This is a genomic window from Acrocarpospora phusangensis, from assembly GCF_016862995.1.
Lineage (GTDB): Bacteria > Actinomycetota > Actinomycetes > Streptosporangiales > Streptosporangiaceae > Acrocarpospora > Acrocarpospora phusangensis.
Window position 1 is genome coordinate 103,736 of sequence record NZ_BOOA01000013.1, and the last position, 14,643, is coordinate 118,378.

15 protein-coding genes are annotated in these 14,643 nt (G+C 72.5%); 9 read left to right on the forward strand and 6 right to left on the reverse strand.

What is annotated here, in order from left to right:
- Positions 1-22: 22 nt before the first annotated feature.
- Together Aph01nite_RS10630 and Aph01nite_RS10635 are read left to right on the forward strand one after the other, a co-directional pair.
- Entirely contained in the window at positions 23-892 is an 870-nt protein-coding gene (locus Aph01nite_RS10630) for a leishmanolysin-related zinc metalloendopeptidase (RefSeq protein ID WP_204040629.1), read from the forward strand.
- Positions 893-900: 8 nt separating this feature from the next.
- Positions 901-1,890 (forward strand): LLM class flavin-dependent oxidoreductase, encoded by a 990-nt coding sequence (locus tag Aph01nite_RS10635; RefSeq protein WP_204040630.1) that lies wholly within the window; start codon positions 901-903, stop codon positions 1,888-1,890.
- Here Aph01nite_RS10635 and Aph01nite_RS10640 read toward each other — a convergent pair.
- A complete protein-coding gene (locus Aph01nite_RS10640) occupies positions 1,881-2,459 on the reverse strand; it encodes a TetR/AcrR family transcriptional regulator (RefSeq protein WP_204040631.1) in 579 nt (192 codons plus the stop codon). The two genes, Aph01nite_RS10635 and Aph01nite_RS10640, sit on opposite strands and share 10 nt — an antisense overlap.
- A 156-nt stretch (positions 2,460-2,615) precedes the next feature.
- Here Aph01nite_RS10640 and Aph01nite_RS10645 point away from each other — a divergent pair, with 156 nt between their 5' ends.
- From Aph01nite_RS10645 to mtnB, 4 genes are all read left to right on the forward strand, one after another.
- Positions 2,616-3,812: a cytochrome P450 gene (locus tag Aph01nite_RS10645; protein WP_204040632.1), complete on the forward strand. Its 1,197-nt coding sequence runs from the start codon at positions 2,616-2,618 to the stop codon at positions 3,810-3,812.
- Between the two features lie 206 nt (positions 3,813-4,018).
- The gene (locus Aph01nite_RS10650; RefSeq protein WP_204040633.1) at positions 4,019-4,735 is read left to right on the forward strand and encodes an SDR family oxidoreductase; all 717 of its coding nucleotides are present in this window, start codon (positions 4,019-4,021) and stop codon (positions 4,733-4,735) included.
- A 75-nt stretch (positions 4,736-4,810) separates the two neighbouring features.
- Positions 4,811-5,482 carry an acireductone synthase gene (gene mtnC / locus Aph01nite_RS10655; protein ID WP_204040634.1) on the forward strand — a complete coding sequence of 224 codons (672 nt, stop codon included), beginning with the start codon at positions 4,811-4,813 and terminating at the stop codon, positions 5,480-5,482.
- Positions 5,479-6,096, forward strand: a complete 618-nt coding sequence (mtnB, locus tag Aph01nite_RS10660) for a methylthioribulose 1-phosphate dehydratase (RefSeq protein WP_204040635.1) — start codon at positions 5,479-5,481, stop codon at positions 6,094-6,096. The genes mtnC and mtnB overlap by 4 nt, the downstream gene beginning before the upstream one ends.
- Here mtnB and mtnK read toward each other — a convergent pair.
- The 3 genes from mtnK to Aph01nite_RS10675 are packed head-to-tail and all read right to left on the reverse strand — an operon-like array spanning position 6,086 to position 9,326.
- Positions 6,086-7,276 carry an S-methyl-5-thioribose kinase gene (mtnK, locus tag Aph01nite_RS10665; protein WP_204040636.1) on the reverse strand — a complete coding sequence of 397 codons (1,191 nt, stop codon included), beginning with the start codon at positions 7,274-7,276 and terminating at the stop codon, positions 6,086-6,088. The two genes, mtnB and mtnK, sit on opposite strands and share 11 nt — an antisense overlap.
- Positions 7,273-8,238: an ABC transporter permease gene (locus Aph01nite_RS10670; RefSeq protein WP_204040637.1), complete on the reverse strand. Its 966-nt coding sequence runs from the start codon at positions 8,236-8,238 to the stop codon at positions 7,273-7,275. The genes mtnK and Aph01nite_RS10670 overlap by 4 nt, the downstream gene beginning before the upstream one ends.
- Positions 8,235-9,326, reverse strand: coding sequence for a substrate-binding domain-containing protein (locus tag Aph01nite_RS10675; protein WP_204040638.1), 1,092 nt, complete (start codon positions 9,324-9,326; stop codon positions 8,235-8,237). Before Aph01nite_RS10675 ends, Aph01nite_RS10670 begins: the two co-directional genes overlap by 4 nt.
- A gap of 85 nt (positions 9,327-9,411) precedes the next feature.
- On the opposite strand from Aph01nite_RS10675, the gene Aph01nite_RS10680 reads away from it, so the two are divergent.
- Positions 9,412-9,993 (forward strand): 1,2-dihydroxy-3-keto-5-methylthiopentene dioxygenase, encoded by a 582-nt coding sequence (locus Aph01nite_RS10680; RefSeq protein ID WP_204040639.1) that lies wholly within the window; start codon positions 9,412-9,414, stop codon positions 9,991-9,993.
- A gap of 7 nt (positions 9,994-10,000) precedes the next feature.
- Here the strand turns inward: Aph01nite_RS10680 and Aph01nite_RS10685 are convergent, their stop codons facing one another.
- On the reverse strand, positions 10,001-12,316 hold the full coding sequence (locus Aph01nite_RS10685) for a phosphoketolase family protein (RefSeq protein WP_204040640.1): 2,316 nt from the start codon (positions 12,314-12,316) through the stop codon (positions 10,001-10,003).
- Positions 12,317-12,565: 249 nt separating this feature from the next.
- Here Aph01nite_RS10685 and Aph01nite_RS10690 point away from each other — a divergent pair, with 249 nt between their 5' ends.
- Together Aph01nite_RS10690 and lysA are read left to right on the forward strand one after the other, a co-directional pair.
- Positions 12,566-12,835, forward strand: coding sequence for an SAV_915 family protein (locus Aph01nite_RS10690; protein WP_204040641.1), 270 nt, complete (start codon positions 12,566-12,568; stop codon positions 12,833-12,835).
- Positions 12,835-14,175 carry a diaminopimelate decarboxylase gene (gene lysA, locus Aph01nite_RS10695; protein ID WP_239161569.1) on the forward strand — a complete coding sequence of 447 codons (1,341 nt, stop codon included), beginning with the start codon at positions 12,835-12,837 and terminating at the stop codon, positions 14,173-14,175. Before Aph01nite_RS10690 ends, lysA begins: the two co-directional genes overlap by 1 nt.
- 23 nt (positions 14,176-14,198) lie before the next feature.
- Here the strand turns inward: lysA and Aph01nite_RS10700 are convergent, their stop codons facing one another.
- Complete coding sequence (locus tag Aph01nite_RS10700; RefSeq protein WP_239161565.1) at positions 14,199-14,642, reverse strand: thioredoxin family protein; 444 nt, start codon at positions 14,640-14,642, stop codon at positions 14,199-14,201.
- Position 14,643: the final 1 nt, after the last annotated feature.

Genomic DNA, 14,643 nt, shown 5'->3' on the forward strand with positions numbered 1-14,643 from the left:
GCAACGAGGGAGAAACGGGGCTATGGGCGAGTTCGAGACCCATCTGGCGCGCGCCGACGCGGAGCGCGCCCGCGAAGTGGCGGACACCGCGTCACCGTTCACGATCGAGGTGCGCTTCCTGGGCGGCCTGAGCGAGACCCAGAAGGCCGCCTTCTCGGTCGCCGCCGACCGCTGGGCCCGGATGATCGTCGGGGATCTGCCCGACGTCGCGATTCCCGACCTGCCCGGGCTGCCGGAGGGCCTGGCCGCGGGCGAGACGGTCGACGACATCGTGATCCTGGCCCAGGGCGCCCAGATCGACGGCGCGGGCACCCCGTCGGGCAACGTGCTGGGCCAGGCCCGCCCGATCCTGGTCAGGACCGGCAGCCGCCTGCCCGCCGTCGGCACGATGACCTTCGACAGCTTCGACCTGGACCGGATGGAGCAGACCGGCCTGCTGCACGACGTCATCGCCCACGAGATGGGCCACGCGCTGGGCCTCGGCGGCGGCATCTGGCGGGAGCTGCGCCTGGTCGAGGGCGACAGCGCCATCGACCCGGTCTTCGTCGGGCCGAGGGCCGGTCAGGAGTTCGGCGTCCTGCTCGGCGGCGGCGTGCCGCACGTCGTCCCGGTCGAGAACGTCGGCGGTCCCGGCAGCGTCGGCTCCCACTGGCGCGAGTCGGTCTTCGGCGCGGAGCTCATGACCAGCAGGGTTGGGACCGGCATCGGCAACCCGCTCAGCCGGATCACGGTGGCCGCGCTCGGCGACATGGGCTACCAGGTCGATCTGGCCGCCGCGGAGCCGTACGCGCTGCCGTCGCAGTTGCTGCTCGCGGAAATCCGGGCGTCGACGACACTGGAGGCCACCCTGTTCTGCGCCGTCTCGCAGGAGTCGGCGCCCACGCTCATCTGAGGGGATCCATGCGGATCGGCGTATTCCTGATCGCGGCGGGCGGACCGCACCGCGAGCCGGGGCAGGTCCTGCGGGACACGCTGGAGGCCGTCGCCGTCGCCGAGGAGTCGGGGTTCGACGACGCGTGGATCGCCGAGCACCACTTCATGTCGTACGGCGTCTGCCCGTCGGCCGTCACGCTGGCGGCGATGGCGCTGGGCCGTACCGAGCGGATCGGGCTCGGCACGGCGGTCAGCGTGCTGTCCACGGCGCATCCGGTGGCGCTGGCCGAGCAGGCGGCGATGCTGCACCACCTGTCCGGCGGCCGGTTCACGCTGGGCGTGGGGCGGGGCGGGCCGTGGGTGGACCTGGAGGTGTTCGGCTCGGGCCTGGACCGGTGGGAGCGGGGGTTCCCGGAGTCCCTGGATCTGCTGTGCCGCGCGCTGAGCCAGGCCACGGTGTCGGCGGACGGGGAGTTCTTCCAGTTCCGCGAGGTGGACATGGTGCCGCCGGCCACGTTGCGGCCGGTGGTGGCCAGGGCGTCGGAGCGTACGACCAGGATCGCGGCCGAGCGGGGCCTGGCCCTGCTGCTGGGCATGGAACTCGACGACCCGGCGAAGGCGGCGATCCTGGCCGAGTACGGACGGCTGGCCCCGGCCGCGCGGCCCCCGCATCTGGCCGCGGTCCTGGCGTTCGTCGGCGACTCCACGGCGGCGGCCAGGAAAGAGCTGCTGACCCGGCTCCCCCGCTGGCTGGAACCCGGCCTGGCCGGATACGTCCGCGTGGACGGCCTTCCCCGCCAGGCCCGTGACCTGACCGAGTACATGGACTTCCTGGCCCGCGTCCACCCGGTCGGCGACGCCGACCACTGCGTACGGACGATCACCAGCACCCGGGAGGCCACCGGCCTCGGCCATCTGATCCTCATGGTGGAGGGCGGCGCCGACCACGGCCGCACCCTGGAGAACATCCGGCGGCTGGGCGCGGAGGTCCTGCCCCGGCTCCGGGCTCAGCCCTGAAAGGCCCGCTCCATCTCGTCCAGGACCTGCTCCATGGTCTCGCGCGGGTGGGCGGTCCGCTCCTGCTGGTTCCACAGGCGCATGGCGACGCGCAGGGAGGCCAGGAAGGCCGTGGCCAGCACCCGGGCCCTGATCGGCCCGACGCCGTCGCGGTCGGCCACGGCGGCGGCCAGGTCCTGCTCCAGGGCGGCCTGGTTGCCCAGCTGCACGGCCAGCAGCGCGGGGTGGCTCATGGCGAGCCTGCTGCGCAGCGCCCACTCGCGCACGATGTGCTCGTCCTGTACGGCCAGGGCGCTCACGACCGCCCGCATCGCCGTCCACCCCGACTCCCCCGCGGGCCGGTCGCGCACCGCGTCCACGAGGGCGCGGATCTGCTGGCCGTCGGCGTACAGCAGGGCGTCTTCCTTGCTGGTGAAGTAGTTGGAGAAGGAGCGGCGGGAGATGCCGGCCGCCTCGGCGATCTCGTCGATGGTGACGCCGTCGATGCCGCGTTCGAGGCTCAGCCGGATGGCCGCGTCGTGGACGGCCTGGCGGGTGGCGGCCTTCTTGCGCTCGCGTAGCCCTGCCATGGGCGCACCACCTTCCACCAGGAAATATACCTACACCTCCAGCATACTTGCCCATTGGGCATTTTTGCCTAAATGGCAGATAACGTGGGCGTGCATCCCTTTTGACCAGGGAGGCTGACCAGGGAGAACATCCCATTCGCCTACTCGGAGGATCTGATGATCGGCATATCCGGGACGCCGCGGTTCCCGTTCCACCCGTACGGCGAGGACACCCTGACGCCGCATCCGGACCCCTTCCCCGACGGGCTCGGGCAGGTGGAACTGCCCGACGGGCAGCTCGCCTGGCTGATCACCCGCCACGAGTACGTCCGTCAGGTGCTGCGCAGCCCCGACTTCTCCAGCGACTTCACCAAGCCGGGCTTCCCGCTGCTGCGGCCCGTCCTACCGGCCGACCACACGCCTCCGCCGGGCATGTTCATCCGCATGGACGGGCTGGACCACACCCGCCTGCGGCGCATGTTCATCCCCGAGTTCATGATCAGGCACATCCGCGCGCTGGAGCCCATGATCAGGGACACGGTGGTGGGGGCGCTGGAGGACATGCGCGCCGCCGGGGCTCCGGCCGACCTGATCGAGTGGTTCGCGCTGCCGGTGCCGTCGAAGGTGATCTGCCATCTGCTGGGCGTGCCGTACGCGGATCACGAGTTCTTCCAGGAGCGGAGCCGTACGCTGCTGGCCTGGTCGACGCCGCCGGAGCGGGCGCTCGCCGCCCGCGACGAGCTGCGCGACTACCTGGCCGGCCTGATCGCCCGGCGGCTGCGGGAGGGCGGCGAGGACCTGATCAGCCGGATCGCGGCCGAGCGGGTGGCCACCGGCGAGATGGCGGCGGAGGAACTGGTCGGCGCGTCGCTGCTGCTGCTGGTCGCCGGGCACGAGACCACCGCGAACATGATCGGGCTGAGCACGCTGGTGCTGCTGCGCCACCCCGAGCAGCTGCGGCGGCTGCGCGAGCGGCCGGAGTCCATGGACGACGCGGTGGAGGAGCTGCTGCGCTACCTGACCATCGTGCGGACCGGCGTGACCCGCGCGGCGGTGGCCGACACCGAGATCGGCGGGCAGGCCGTCAAGGCCGGCGAGGGCGTGATCGCCTGGCTGTCGGCCGCCAACGGCGACGCCGCCGTCTTCGACGACCCGGAGGGCCTGGACCTGAGCCGCGGCTCCCACCAGCACGTGGCCTTCGGCTTCGGCGTGCACCAGTGCCTCGGCCAGCCGCTCGCCCGCGCCGAACTGCGCATCGCCCTGGGCGAACTGCTCACCCGGATGCCGGACCTCGCCCTGGCCGTCGACCCGGCCGAGATCGACTTCCGCGACGGCGTCATCTTCGGCGCGCGCAGGCTCCCGGTCACCTGGTGACCCCGGCGCTCCGGTGATTGCGGTGCTCCGGTGGTGGTGCTCGACGTGCTCGCCTTCGTCCGCTCCGGCCGCTGACCCCGGCCGGACGAGGCCAGGCTTTGCCCAGGCATGGGCATCCCGGCATGACCGCTTTTGCGAGGCCCAACAAAACTTGAAATATGCGAACAAACCGTGAAAGACAGCCGCTTTTCGGGCGGGTTGCGGTGGTGACGGGGGCGACCAGCGGGATCGGCGCGGCCACCGCGCGCCGGCTGGCCCGGGACGGCGCGGCCGTGGCCGTGCTGGGGCGCCGCGACGACCGGCTCAAGGAGCTCGCGTACGAGATCGAGGGGCACGCGCTGCCGGTCGTGGTGGACGTCACCGACCGGGCCGCCATGGAGCGGGTGGCGCCGCTCATCCGGGAGGATCTGGGGCGGGTCGACGTGGTCGTGGCCAACGCGGGCGTCATGCTGCCCGCGCCGTACGAGGAGGCCGCGGTCGAGGAGTGGGAGAGCATGATCGCCACGAACGTCAACGGCGTGCTCTACACGGGCCGCGCGTTCGCGGCGGACCTGCTCGCCGCCGCCGCCGAGGGCCGCCCCGCCGACCTGGTGCACGTCGGCTCGATCGGCGGCCACAATGTCTTCCCCAACTACGCCGTGTACGGCGCCACCAAGGCGGCGGTCGCCCACCTCACCCGCAACCTGCGCACCGAGTTCGGCCCGCGCGGCGTCCGGGTCAGGACGATCGAGCCGGGCCTGGTCGCCACCGAACTGGGCGAGGACATGCGCGACGAGGCCCAGCGGGAGCACCTGGCGCGGTGGCGGGCGGACGTGCCGCCCCTGGAGAGCGAGGACATCGCCGACGTCATCGCGTACACGGTGGCCGCGCCGGCGCGGATGAACGTGGCCCGCGTCGAGGTCCTGCCCACCCGCCAAGGGTGATTACATTTTGTTTTGGTAGGAAATATGTAGATATGCTCGCCGGTGTACTTCCCGAACACCCGGAACCAGGACCCCATGAGAATCAGCTGGATCGTGCTGGACATCGAGGGCACCACGAGCTCCACCGAGTCGGTGCGCACCGGCCTGTACGCCTACGCCCGCCCCCGGCTCGGCCCGTGGATCGACGCCCACCGCGACGACCCCGAGGTGGCCGCCGCGGTCCGGGAGACCGGCGGCGCGACCACCGCGGAGACCGTGGCCATCCTGCACGGCTGGATGGACGGCGACGTCAAGGCCACTCCGCTGAAGACCCTCCAGGGACGGATCTGGGCGGCCGGCTTCGCGGGGGGCGAGCTGACCGCGCACTTCTTCGCCGACGTGCCGCCCGCCCTGCGCGCCTGGCACGCGGAGGGACGGCGGCTGGCCGTCTTCTCCTCCGGGTCGGTCTCCAGCCAGCGGCCGTGGTTCGCGCACAGCCCGGACGGCGACCTGTCCACGCTGATCGAGCGGAACTTCGACACGGTCAACGCCGGCCCCAAACGGGAACCCGCGTCCTACCGCCGGATCGCCGCCGCCCTGGAGACCCCGCCCGGCGACGTGCTCTTCCTGTCCGACGTGCCCGCCGAGCTGGACGCCGCCGCGGCGGCCGGATGGCGGGTGACCGGGGTGCGCCGCCCCGGCGAGCCCAACGAGCACGCCCGCTTCGGCGCGCACCCCGTGGTCGCGAGTTTCGAGGAGATCGTATGAGCCCCACCGCCGGCGAGGTGCTCGGCGCGGGCGCGCGGCTCGCGGCCGAGGCGGCCAGGTTCGCCGCGCTCGGCTGGATGCGCGGCACCTCCGGCAACCTGTCCGAGGTGGTGTCCCGCGACCCGCTGCGCCTCGCGGTGACCGCCAGCGGCCTGGACAAGGGCGAGCTGTCGGCCGCCGACCTGGCCGTGGTGGGCCCGGCGGGCGATCCGGTGGAGGTCGAGGGGATCGCGCCGCTGCGGCCCTCCGCCGAGGCCGGGCTGCACGCCCGGGTGGCCGCCCTGACCGGCGCGGGCGCCGTCGTGCACGTGCACACGCTGAGCGCCGTCGTGGCCGGCGCGCACTGGCCCGGCGGCGTACGCCTCCGGGACCTGGAGACCCTCAAGGGCATCGGCCGCGGCGCCCACGACGACGAGGTGCTCGTCCCGGTGATCCCCAACAGCCAGGACATGGCCGAACTGGGTGACCGCTTCGAGGCCGCGTACGACCCCGGCGTGCCCGCCGTGATCGTCGCCTCGCACGGGCTCTACGCCTGGGGGGACGACCTGCTCCGGGCCCGCCACGTCACCGAGTGCGTGGACTGGCTGCTGGCGTACCGGATCGCTACGCGCTGACGAGGAGTTCCCCGGCCCGGTCGAACAGGCCCTCGGCGGGCGGGGCGGTGAGCAGGTGCCGGCAGGCGCGCAGCACGCCGCGGATGGCGGCGGCCCGCGGCTCCTCCGGCAGGGTCTCGATGTCGGCGACCCGGGAGAACCCGATCACCCGGCGGGCCGCCTTGGCCGCGCCGAAGGCCGCCGCGTCCGCCCGTACCGTGGCCAGGTACGCGGCGAGCACGCCGTCGCCGTACACGCGGGGGTCGGCGCGGTCCGGCCAGAGCGCGGTGAACTCGGCCCGGAAGGCGTCCCAGGTCCGCTCGGCCAGCCCGAGCGCCCACCGGGCGCGCCCGGCGTCGCCGAGGGCGAAGCCGCGGGCCGCCGCCAGCAGGTAGTTGCCCCACAGCGCGCCGATGTCGAAGCCGACCGGGCCGTAGAAGGCGAACTCCACGTCGAAGGCGCGGACCGACGGCGGCGAGCCCGGCCGGACCAGCACCGAGCCGGTGTGCAGGTCGCCGTGGATGAGCGCCTCGGCGTGCGTCATGAACGCCAGCTTGGCCAGCCCGATCGCGGTCCGCACGGCCGGGTCGCCGGTGTACGCGGCCACGTCCGCCTTGGTGGCGGGCAGGATCCGGTTGTGCTCGTGCTCCACGTACGGCTCGGTGAAGACGAGGTCCTCGGTGATCTCGCACAGCTCCGGGTTGACCGAGGCGGCCACCGCGGCCTTGTGCCGCTCCGCGCCCAGCCCGAACACGGACGTGCCGAACGCCACCCTGGCCACGTACCGCCCGAGCTCGCCCGCGACGCCCTCGTCCCGGGAGCCCTCGACGAGCAGGCCGCGCCAGACCCGGTGGTCGGACAGGTCCTCCAGGGCCAGTACGTGCCGGGTCTCGTCCACGTCGAGCAGGGCCGGGACCAGGCCGGGGGCCACCCGCCCGTGCTCGGCCAGCACGGTGGCCTCGATCCGGTTGCGGTCCGGCGTGATCGGCCAGTCCGGGTCCACCCGCACGTACGGCATGGACTGCTTGAGCACCACGCCGGGCCCGCCGTCCACCTCGACGGCGAAGACGATGTTCATGTTGCCGTCGCCGATCTCCCGCACCCCGGTGATCCTGGCCGGATCGGCCCACCGGGCCAGCGCGGGCCGGCCGCCCAGGTAGGCGGGCACGTTCTCGACGGTGAGCAGCTCGTAGCCGGTCAACGGGCTCTCCTGCGGGTGTAGCTGACGACGAGCGCGCCGGCCAGCAGCACGCCCTGGACGAAGGTCTGCGTGTAGTAGGGCGCGTTGAGCATGGTCATGCCGTTGACGACCACGCCGATGAAGAGCGCGCCCACCACGGTGCCCAGCGTGTTGGGGCGGTTGGCGCCGAGCACGGCGTACCCGATGAGGGCCGCCGCGACGGACTGGAGCAGGTAGGCGTCCCCGGCGCCGACGTCGCCGCGGCCGAGCCGGGCCGACAGCATGATCCCGGCGACGGCGGCGCACAGGCCGGAGACGGCGTACGCGAGGGCGCGGTAGCGGGCCACCCGGATGCCGGCCAGCCTGGCCGCCTCGGGGTTGCCGCCGATCGCGTACAGGGCCACGCCCCAGCGGGTGCGTTCGAGGAACAGGTAGACCAGGAGCGCGACCAGGCCGAACACGATGACCGGGACCGGCACCGAGCCGACCGTGCCGCCGCCCAGCCAGGCGAAGCCCTCGGTGTAGCGGCCGGGAGCGGGCGCGCCGTCCACCGTCATCCCGGCCGCCACCGACCGCCCCGACGTGAGGATCAGGGCGAGTCCCTGGAAGAGGAACATGGTGCCCAGCGTGGCCACCAGGTCGGGGATCCGGGCCACCACGGTGAGCAGCGCGTTCACGCCGGCCACCAGGAGCCCGGTGAGCAGCCCGGCGGCGATCGCGGTGCCGCCGGTGAGGTTGAACCTGACCATCGTGAGCGCGGTCACCATGACCACCGCGCCCACGCAGGCCCCGGCCGACAGGTCGAAGCCGCCGGTGGTCATCGAGACGGTGACGCCGAGCGCGACCACGCCGACCACGGCCACCGACTGGAGCACGATCAGGGCGTTGCCGTACGTGCCGAAGGCCGGGCGGAGCACCGCGAAGATCACCAGCATGGCGGCCAGGATGGCCAGCAGGCCATACCGGTAGGCCGCCTCGGTCACGACGCGGCCCAGGGCACCCGCGCGACGTCCGGCGTGGTCAGGGCGGGTACGGCGGCGGTCAGCTGCTCGATGCCGGCGATGCCGCCGTCGCGCAGCTGCCGCTGGGTCACCAGGGCGGGCGGCACCTTCAGCTCGGGCGCGACCCGCTCCCCGGCGACCAGCAGCGCGGCGGCCCGGACGGCGATCCGGCCCACGTTGGACGGGTCGGTGGTGGCGGTGGCCACCCACGGGCTGTTCGGCTCGGTGATGACGCCGATGTCGGCGGTGGAGATGTCCGCGCCGTAGATCTTCACCTGGCCCTGGAGCCCGAGCTCCTTGACCGCGATGGCGGCGCCCTTGGCGAACTCGTCGTACGGCGCGAAGATCGCCTTGACGCCCGGGTTGGCCTGGAGGGCCGCCTTGGCCTGGTCGGCGACGGCCGACGCGGTCGAGTTGTTGACCACGCCGATCTGGGCGACCTCCTTGATGCCCGGGTTGTCCTTCTTGAACTGGGTCCAGACCTCGTTGCGGCGGTCCAGCGGCGCGAACCCGGCCACGTAGACGTAGATCACGTCGCCGCTGCCGCCGGTGCCCTCCTTGAGCGCGCCCAGGGCCAGCTCGGCGATCTTGTGGTCGTCCTGGGTGAGGGAGACCGCCTTCGGGGTGCCGGGGTCGACGTCGAAGGCGACGAGCGGGATGCCGGCGTCGGCCGCCTTCTTGATGGCGGGCTGCACCGTCTGGGCGAAGCCGTGGTCCACGATGATCGCGTCGGCCTTCTGGTTGACCGCCTGCTCCAGGTTGAGCGCCTGCTTGTCGTTGTTGCCGTCCCCGCTGGAGATCTCCAGCTTCACGTTGAGGCTCTCGGCCTCCGCCTGGGCGCCGGCCAGCCACTGCTCGAAGTAGTCGCCGGAGGAGAGCTGGCGGACCAGGGCCACCCGGACACCCTCGGCGAACTTGGGCGGGACGGCGGCGGTGGGCGCGGCGGCGGTGGGCGCGGCGGCGGCGGTGCCGGGGACGGGTGCGGCGGGGGCGGAGGCGGTGGTTCCCTGGGAGCAGGCCGCGACCGTGAGTACGCTGACCAGGGCTCCGAGAAGTCGTGCACGAATCACAGAGGGATGCTAGACAGCCCTGATGCCGATTGTCCACTTTTCCAGTAGGATTTACCTAAATAGCGAGACATGATAAGGACATATCATGACATATCTCACTGTGTATACCGACGGTGACACCCCCGGCACGCTCCTGCGCACCGAGGACACCGCCGAGATCGCCACCGCCCTCAAGGAGATCGGCGTACGGCTGCGCCACTGGCGGACCGTCGGCGGTCTTGACGGCGCCGGGCAGGACGAGATCCTGGCCGCCTACCGCGAGGAGGTGGCTCAGGTCGTCGCCGAGGAGGGCTACAGCTTCGTGGACGTGGCCCAGCTGCACCCCGATGACTCCCCCGACTGGCCGGAGCGGGCGAGCGCCGCCCGGAACAAGTTCCTGGCCGAGCACACCCACGACGACGACGAGGTGCGCTTCTTCGTCGCCGGCTCCGGCATCTTCTACCTGCACGTGGACGGCAAGGTGCACGCCGTGCTGTGCGAGCCGGGCGACCTGCTCAGCGTGCCCGCCCGGACCACGCACTGGTTCGACATGGGCACCCGGCCGGACTTCACCGCCATCCGCTTCTTCCACGACGACGACGGCTGGGTGGGCGACTTCACCGGCGACCCCGTCGCCGCCCGCATCCCCGACTACGACACGATCACCGCGGACCGCGCCGGGGCCTGAACCGGGTTCAGCCGGGCCAGGTCCAGTCACGGATCTCGGGGCCGTCCTCGCCGTGGTCCCGGGTGTGGACGCGGGCGCGCAGCCGGGCGTCCGCCATGCGCTGGCGCAGGTGGGCGGCCGTGACGCGCAGGCCCGGCACGCGGTCGACGACGTCCATGACCAGGTGGTAGCGGTCGATGTCGTTGAGCATGGCCATGTCGAAGGGCGTGGTCGTGGTGCCCTCCTCCTTGTAGCCGCGTACGTGGATGTTCTCGTGGCCGGTGCGCCGGTAGGTGAGCCGGTGGATGAGCGCCGGGTAGCCGTGGAAGTTGAAGATCACCGGCCGGTCCGGGGTGAAGACGGCGTCGAACTCGGCGTCGGCCATGCCGTGCGGGTGCTCGGACGGCGGCTGCAGGCGCATCAGGTCCACCACGTTGACCACCCGGACCTTCAGCTCGGGCAGGTGCTCGCGCAGCAGCGCGGCGGCGGCCAGGGTCTCCAGGGTCGGCACGTCGCCGGCGCAGGCCAGCACCACGTCCGGCGCCCCGCCGTCGTCGCTGGAGGCCCAGTCCAGGATGCCGAGGCCGCGGGTGTTGTGGGCGATCGCCTCCTCCATGGTGAACAGGTCGAGCACCGGCTGCTTGCCGGCCACGACCACGTTGACGTAGTCGCGGGAACGCAGGCAGTGGTCGGCCACCGAGAGCAGGGTGTTGGCGTCCGGCGGCAGGTAGACGCGGACGACCGAGGCCTTCTTGTTGACCACGACGTCCAGGAAGCCGGGGTCCTGGTGGCTGAAGCCGTTGTGGTCCTGCCGCCACACGTGCGAGGACAGCAGGTAGTTGAGCGAGGCCACCGGCCGCCGCCAGGGGATCTTCTGGGACGCCTCCAGCCATTTGGCGTGCTGGTTGAACATGGCGTCGACGATGTGGATGAACGCCTCGTAGCAGTTGAACAGGCCGTGCCTGCCGGTGAGCAGGTAACCCTCCAGCCAGCCCTGGCACAGGTGCTCGGACAGCACCTCCATGACCCGCCCGCCGGGAGCCAGGTTCACGTCCGTAGGGAGGATCTCCGCGTTCCAGGCCCGGCCGGTGGTCTCGAAGACCGCCGAGAGCCGGTTGGAGTCGGTCTCGTCCGGGCCCATCAGCCGGAACGTCTCCGGGTTGGCGGCGATGACGTCGCGCAGGAGCCGGCCGAGCGCGCGGGTCGGCTCGCTGGACGCGGTCCCGGGCGCGTCCACCGCCACGGCGTAGTCCCGGAAGTCGGGCAGCACCAGCGGCCGCAGCAGCTCCCCGCCGTTGGCGTGCGGGCTGGCGCTCATCCGGCGCTCGCCTGCCGGGACGGTGCCCAGGATCTCCGGGACGGGACGGCCGTCCGCGTCGAACAGCTCCTCCGGCCGGTACGAGCGCAGCCACTCCTCCAGCGCGGCCAGATGCCCTGGGTTGTCCCGGAGGCCGGACAGCGGCACCTGGTGGGAACGCCAGGTGCCCTCGACTGGCAGGCCGTCCACCTCGCGGGGCCCGGTCCAGCCCTTGGGGCTCCGCAGCACGATCATCGGGAGCCGGTCGGTTCGGCCCTGCTTGTACGCGGCGATCTCGTCGAAGACCTCGTCCAGGGTGGCGGCCATGAGGCCGTGCATGGTCTCGGGGTGGTCGCCGGCGACCACGTGGGGGCGGTAGCCGTACCCCTCCAGGAGTTTGAGGAGGTCCTGTTCGGGGATGCGGGCGAGGACGGCCGGGTTGGCGATCTTGTAGCCGTTGAGGTGGAGGATCGGCAGGACCACGCCGTCCCGGGAGGGGTCCAGGAACTTGTTGGAGTGCCAGCTGGCGGCGAGAGGGCCGGTCTCGGCCTCGCCGTCGCCGATCACGCAGGCCACCACCAGGCCGGGGTTGTCGAAGGCCGCGCCGTACGCGTGGGCGAGTGAGTAGCCCAGCTCGCCGCCCTCATGGATCGAACCGGGGGTCTCCGGAGCCACGTGGCTGGGGATGCCTCCCGGGAAGGAGAACTGGCGGAACAGGCGGCGCATGCCCTCGGCGTCCTGGCCGACGGCGGGATAGATCTCGGAGTAGGTGCCCTCCAGCCAGGCGTGCGCCACGGCCGCGGGGCCGCCGTGGCCGGGACCGGCGATGTAGATCATGTCCTGGTCGCGCTCGGTGATCACCCGGTTGAGGTGGGCCAGGCAGAAGTTGATGCCGGGGGTGGTGCCCCAGTGGCCGAGCAGCCGCGGCTTGATGTGCTCCGGCTTGAGCGGCTCGGTCAGCAGCGGGTTGTCCAGCAGGTAGATCTGCCCGGCGGACAGGTAGTTCGCGGCCCGCCAGTAGGCGTGCAGTCTCTCCAGAGTGTCCATGTCGCTGAGCCTCTCCGGTGCCGGGACGGTCGTGTAGAGACCTTTGTCCCTACTGTCCCTACCCAGGGAGCCGGAGGACGGACTCAGCACCGCGTGTTCGGAATATTACGCTCTGTCGCGAAAAGAGGCTCCGTGTCAAGGTCGCGTCAATATCCGCGGGCATGCCGTCTGGTTCCCGTAGCGATCTCCGCCAGACGTCCGCGGCGGGCCTAGCGTCGGTGGCGTACGAGTTCTCAGCTGGAGGAAGTCATGTCCGACGTCCCGCTATTCGTGCCGATCCATGTCGGCGCGTCGTTCCTGTCGCTGCGCCTGTTCCGGACCCCCGGGGGCGCCAGGACGGCGGTCGCGTTCTCCTCGTCCCGGCGCCTGACCGAGGTGCTGGGCGACGGGCAGCCGTGGACGCTGCTCAGCGAGGCCGGACTGCGCGGCATGCTCAGGGACATCGGCGTGACGGGCATCGTCCTCGACCCCGCCGCCACCGTCACCCCCATGGCCCGGCAGACGGCGGAGGCCGCGTGATGTGCGTCCTGGAGCAGGACCAAGCAGCCAACGGCCGGACCGCCGCGATGGCCGGCCCTTGGTCGGCGGGCACCCGATTCACCGCCGACGGCGGCGCGACCGTCGGCGGTGTCCCGCTGACCGACATCGCCACCCGCTTCGGCACCCCCGCGTACGTGATCGACGAGACCGACCTGCGGGCGCGCTGCCGCGCCTACCGGGCCGCCCTGCCGGACGCCGAGGTGGTCTACGCGGCCAAGGCGTTCCTCTGCCGCGCCATGGCCAGCTGGGTCAGGGAGGAGGGCCTCGGCCTGGACGTCGCCTCCGGCGGCGAGCTGGCCGTGGCCGCGTCGGTCGGCTTCCCGGCCGAGCGAATCGTCTTCCACGGCAACGCCAAGACCCCGCGCGAGCTGGCCGCCGCCGTCGAGGCCGGGGTGGGGCGGATCGTCGTCGATACCCTCGCCGAGATCAACCACCTGGCCGCGATCGTGCCCTTCGGGCGGCGGCAGAAGGTCCTCATCCGCGTCATCCCCGACATCGACGCGGGCGCGCACCGGGCCATCCGCACCGGCGGGGAGGACCAGAAGTTCGGCATGTCCATCGCCTCCGGCGCCGCCGCCGAGGCGGTCGCCAGGACGCTCGGCCAGAGCAGCCTCGAACTCGCGGGACTCCACTGCCACCTCGGCTCGCAGATCGTCACGCCCGAGCCGTTCGAGCGGGCCGCCCGCGTCATGGTCGAGCAGCTCGCCCAGATCAGGGACACGCACGGGGTCACACTGCCGGAGCTGGACCTGGGCGGCGGCCACGGCATCCCGTACCTGGACGGGGAGCGGGGCCTGGACCTGGAGTCGTACGCCCGCCGCGTGGACGACGCCGTGCGGGCGCAGGCCGCCTGGCTGGGCCTGCCCGTACCACGCCTGATCATCGAGCCGGGCCGCGCCGTCAGCGGCCCCGCCGGCCTCACCCTCTACCGGGTCATCACCGTCAAGCGCGGCCTGTCCCGCATCTTCGTCGCCGTGGACGGCGGCATGAGCGACAACCCCCGCCCCTGCCTGTACGGCGCCCGCTACACCGCCCGCATGATCGGCCGCCGCTCCGGCGCGGCGACCCGCGCGGCGACCGTGGTCGGCCACCACTGCGAGGCGGGCGACACCCTGGCCGAGGACGTGGAGCTGCCCGCCGACATCCGCCCGGGCGACCTCATCGCGGTCGCGGCCACCGGCGCGTACCACCACTCGATGGCCTCGACCTACAACATGACCGGCCGGCCGCCCGTGGTGGCCGTCGCGTCGGGGCGCGCCCGCCTGGTGGTCCGCCGCGAGGAGCCCGCCGACCTGATGCTCAGGGACGTCGGCCTGTAGACGCCGGCCTGTGGACGCCGGGGTCACGGCTGGCTGAGCGCGCGCTCGATCCACTTGCGCAGCACGTAGGCCGGCGTGACCCCGCTCTGCTCGGCGATCACCTTGCCGTCCCGGGTCATCAGCTGCATGGGGATGCTCGCGATGCAGAAGCGCCGGGCCGTGCCGACCGCCTCGTCCACGTTCACGCTGACCAGCTTGATCCGCCCGGCCAGCTCCCCGGCGATCTGCTCCAGCGCCGGGCAGACCGCCCGGCAGGGCCCGGACCAGGGTGCCCAGAAGCCGACCAGGACGGGCATCCGCGCCTCCTCCACCACCTCGGCGAAGTTCTCGTCGCGGGCCTCGGCCAGCCACGGCAGCGGCCCGTGGCAGGCCCCGCAGCGCGGCACCCCGTCGGCCACCGCCGGCACCCGGTTCCTCCTGCCGCAGCCCGCGCACTCGACCACCGCGACAGCCACGTCGACAACCACG

What these genes read in the sequence shown, in the direction of transcription:
- Aph01nite_RS10645 (WP_204040632.1), top strand. Translation starts at nt 2,616, where the DNA reads ATGATCGGCATATCCGGGACGCCGCGGTTCCCGTTCCACCCGTACGGC.
- Aph01nite_RS10685 (WP_204040640.1), bottom strand. Translation starts at nt 12,316, where the DNA reads ATGGACACTCTGGAGAGACTGCACGCCTACTGGCGGGCCGCGAACTAC.
- mtnB (WP_204040635.1), top strand. Translation starts at nt 5,479, where the DNA reads ATGAGCCCCACCGCCGGCGAGGTGCTCGGCGCGGGCGCGCGGCTCGCG.
- Aph01nite_RS10635 (WP_204040630.1), top strand. Translation starts at nt 901, where the DNA reads ATGCGGATCGGCGTATTCCTGATCGCGGCGGGCGGACCGCACCGCGAG.
- lysA (WP_239161569.1), top strand. Translation starts at nt 12,835, where the DNA reads ATGTGCGTCCTGGAGCAGGACCAAGCAGCCAACGGCCGGACCGCCGCG.
- mtnC (WP_204040634.1), top strand. Translation starts at nt 4,811, where the DNA reads ATGAGAATCAGCTGGATCGTGCTGGACATCGAGGGCACCACGAGCTCC.
- Aph01nite_RS10640 (WP_204040631.1), bottom strand. Translation starts at nt 2,459, where the DNA reads ATGGCAGGGCTACGCGAGCGCAAGAAGGCCGCCACCCGCCAGGCCGTC.
- Aph01nite_RS10630 (WP_204040629.1), top strand. Translation starts at nt 23, where the DNA reads ATGGGCGAGTTCGAGACCCATCTGGCGCGCGCCGACGCGGAGCGCGCC.
- Aph01nite_RS10690 (WP_204040641.1), top strand. Translation starts at nt 12,566, where the DNA reads ATGTCCGACGTCCCGCTATTCGTGCCGATCCATGTCGGCGCGTCGTTC.
- Aph01nite_RS10680 (WP_204040639.1), top strand. Translation starts at nt 9,412, where the DNA reads ATGACATATCTCACTGTGTATACCGACGGTGACACCCCCGGCACGCTC.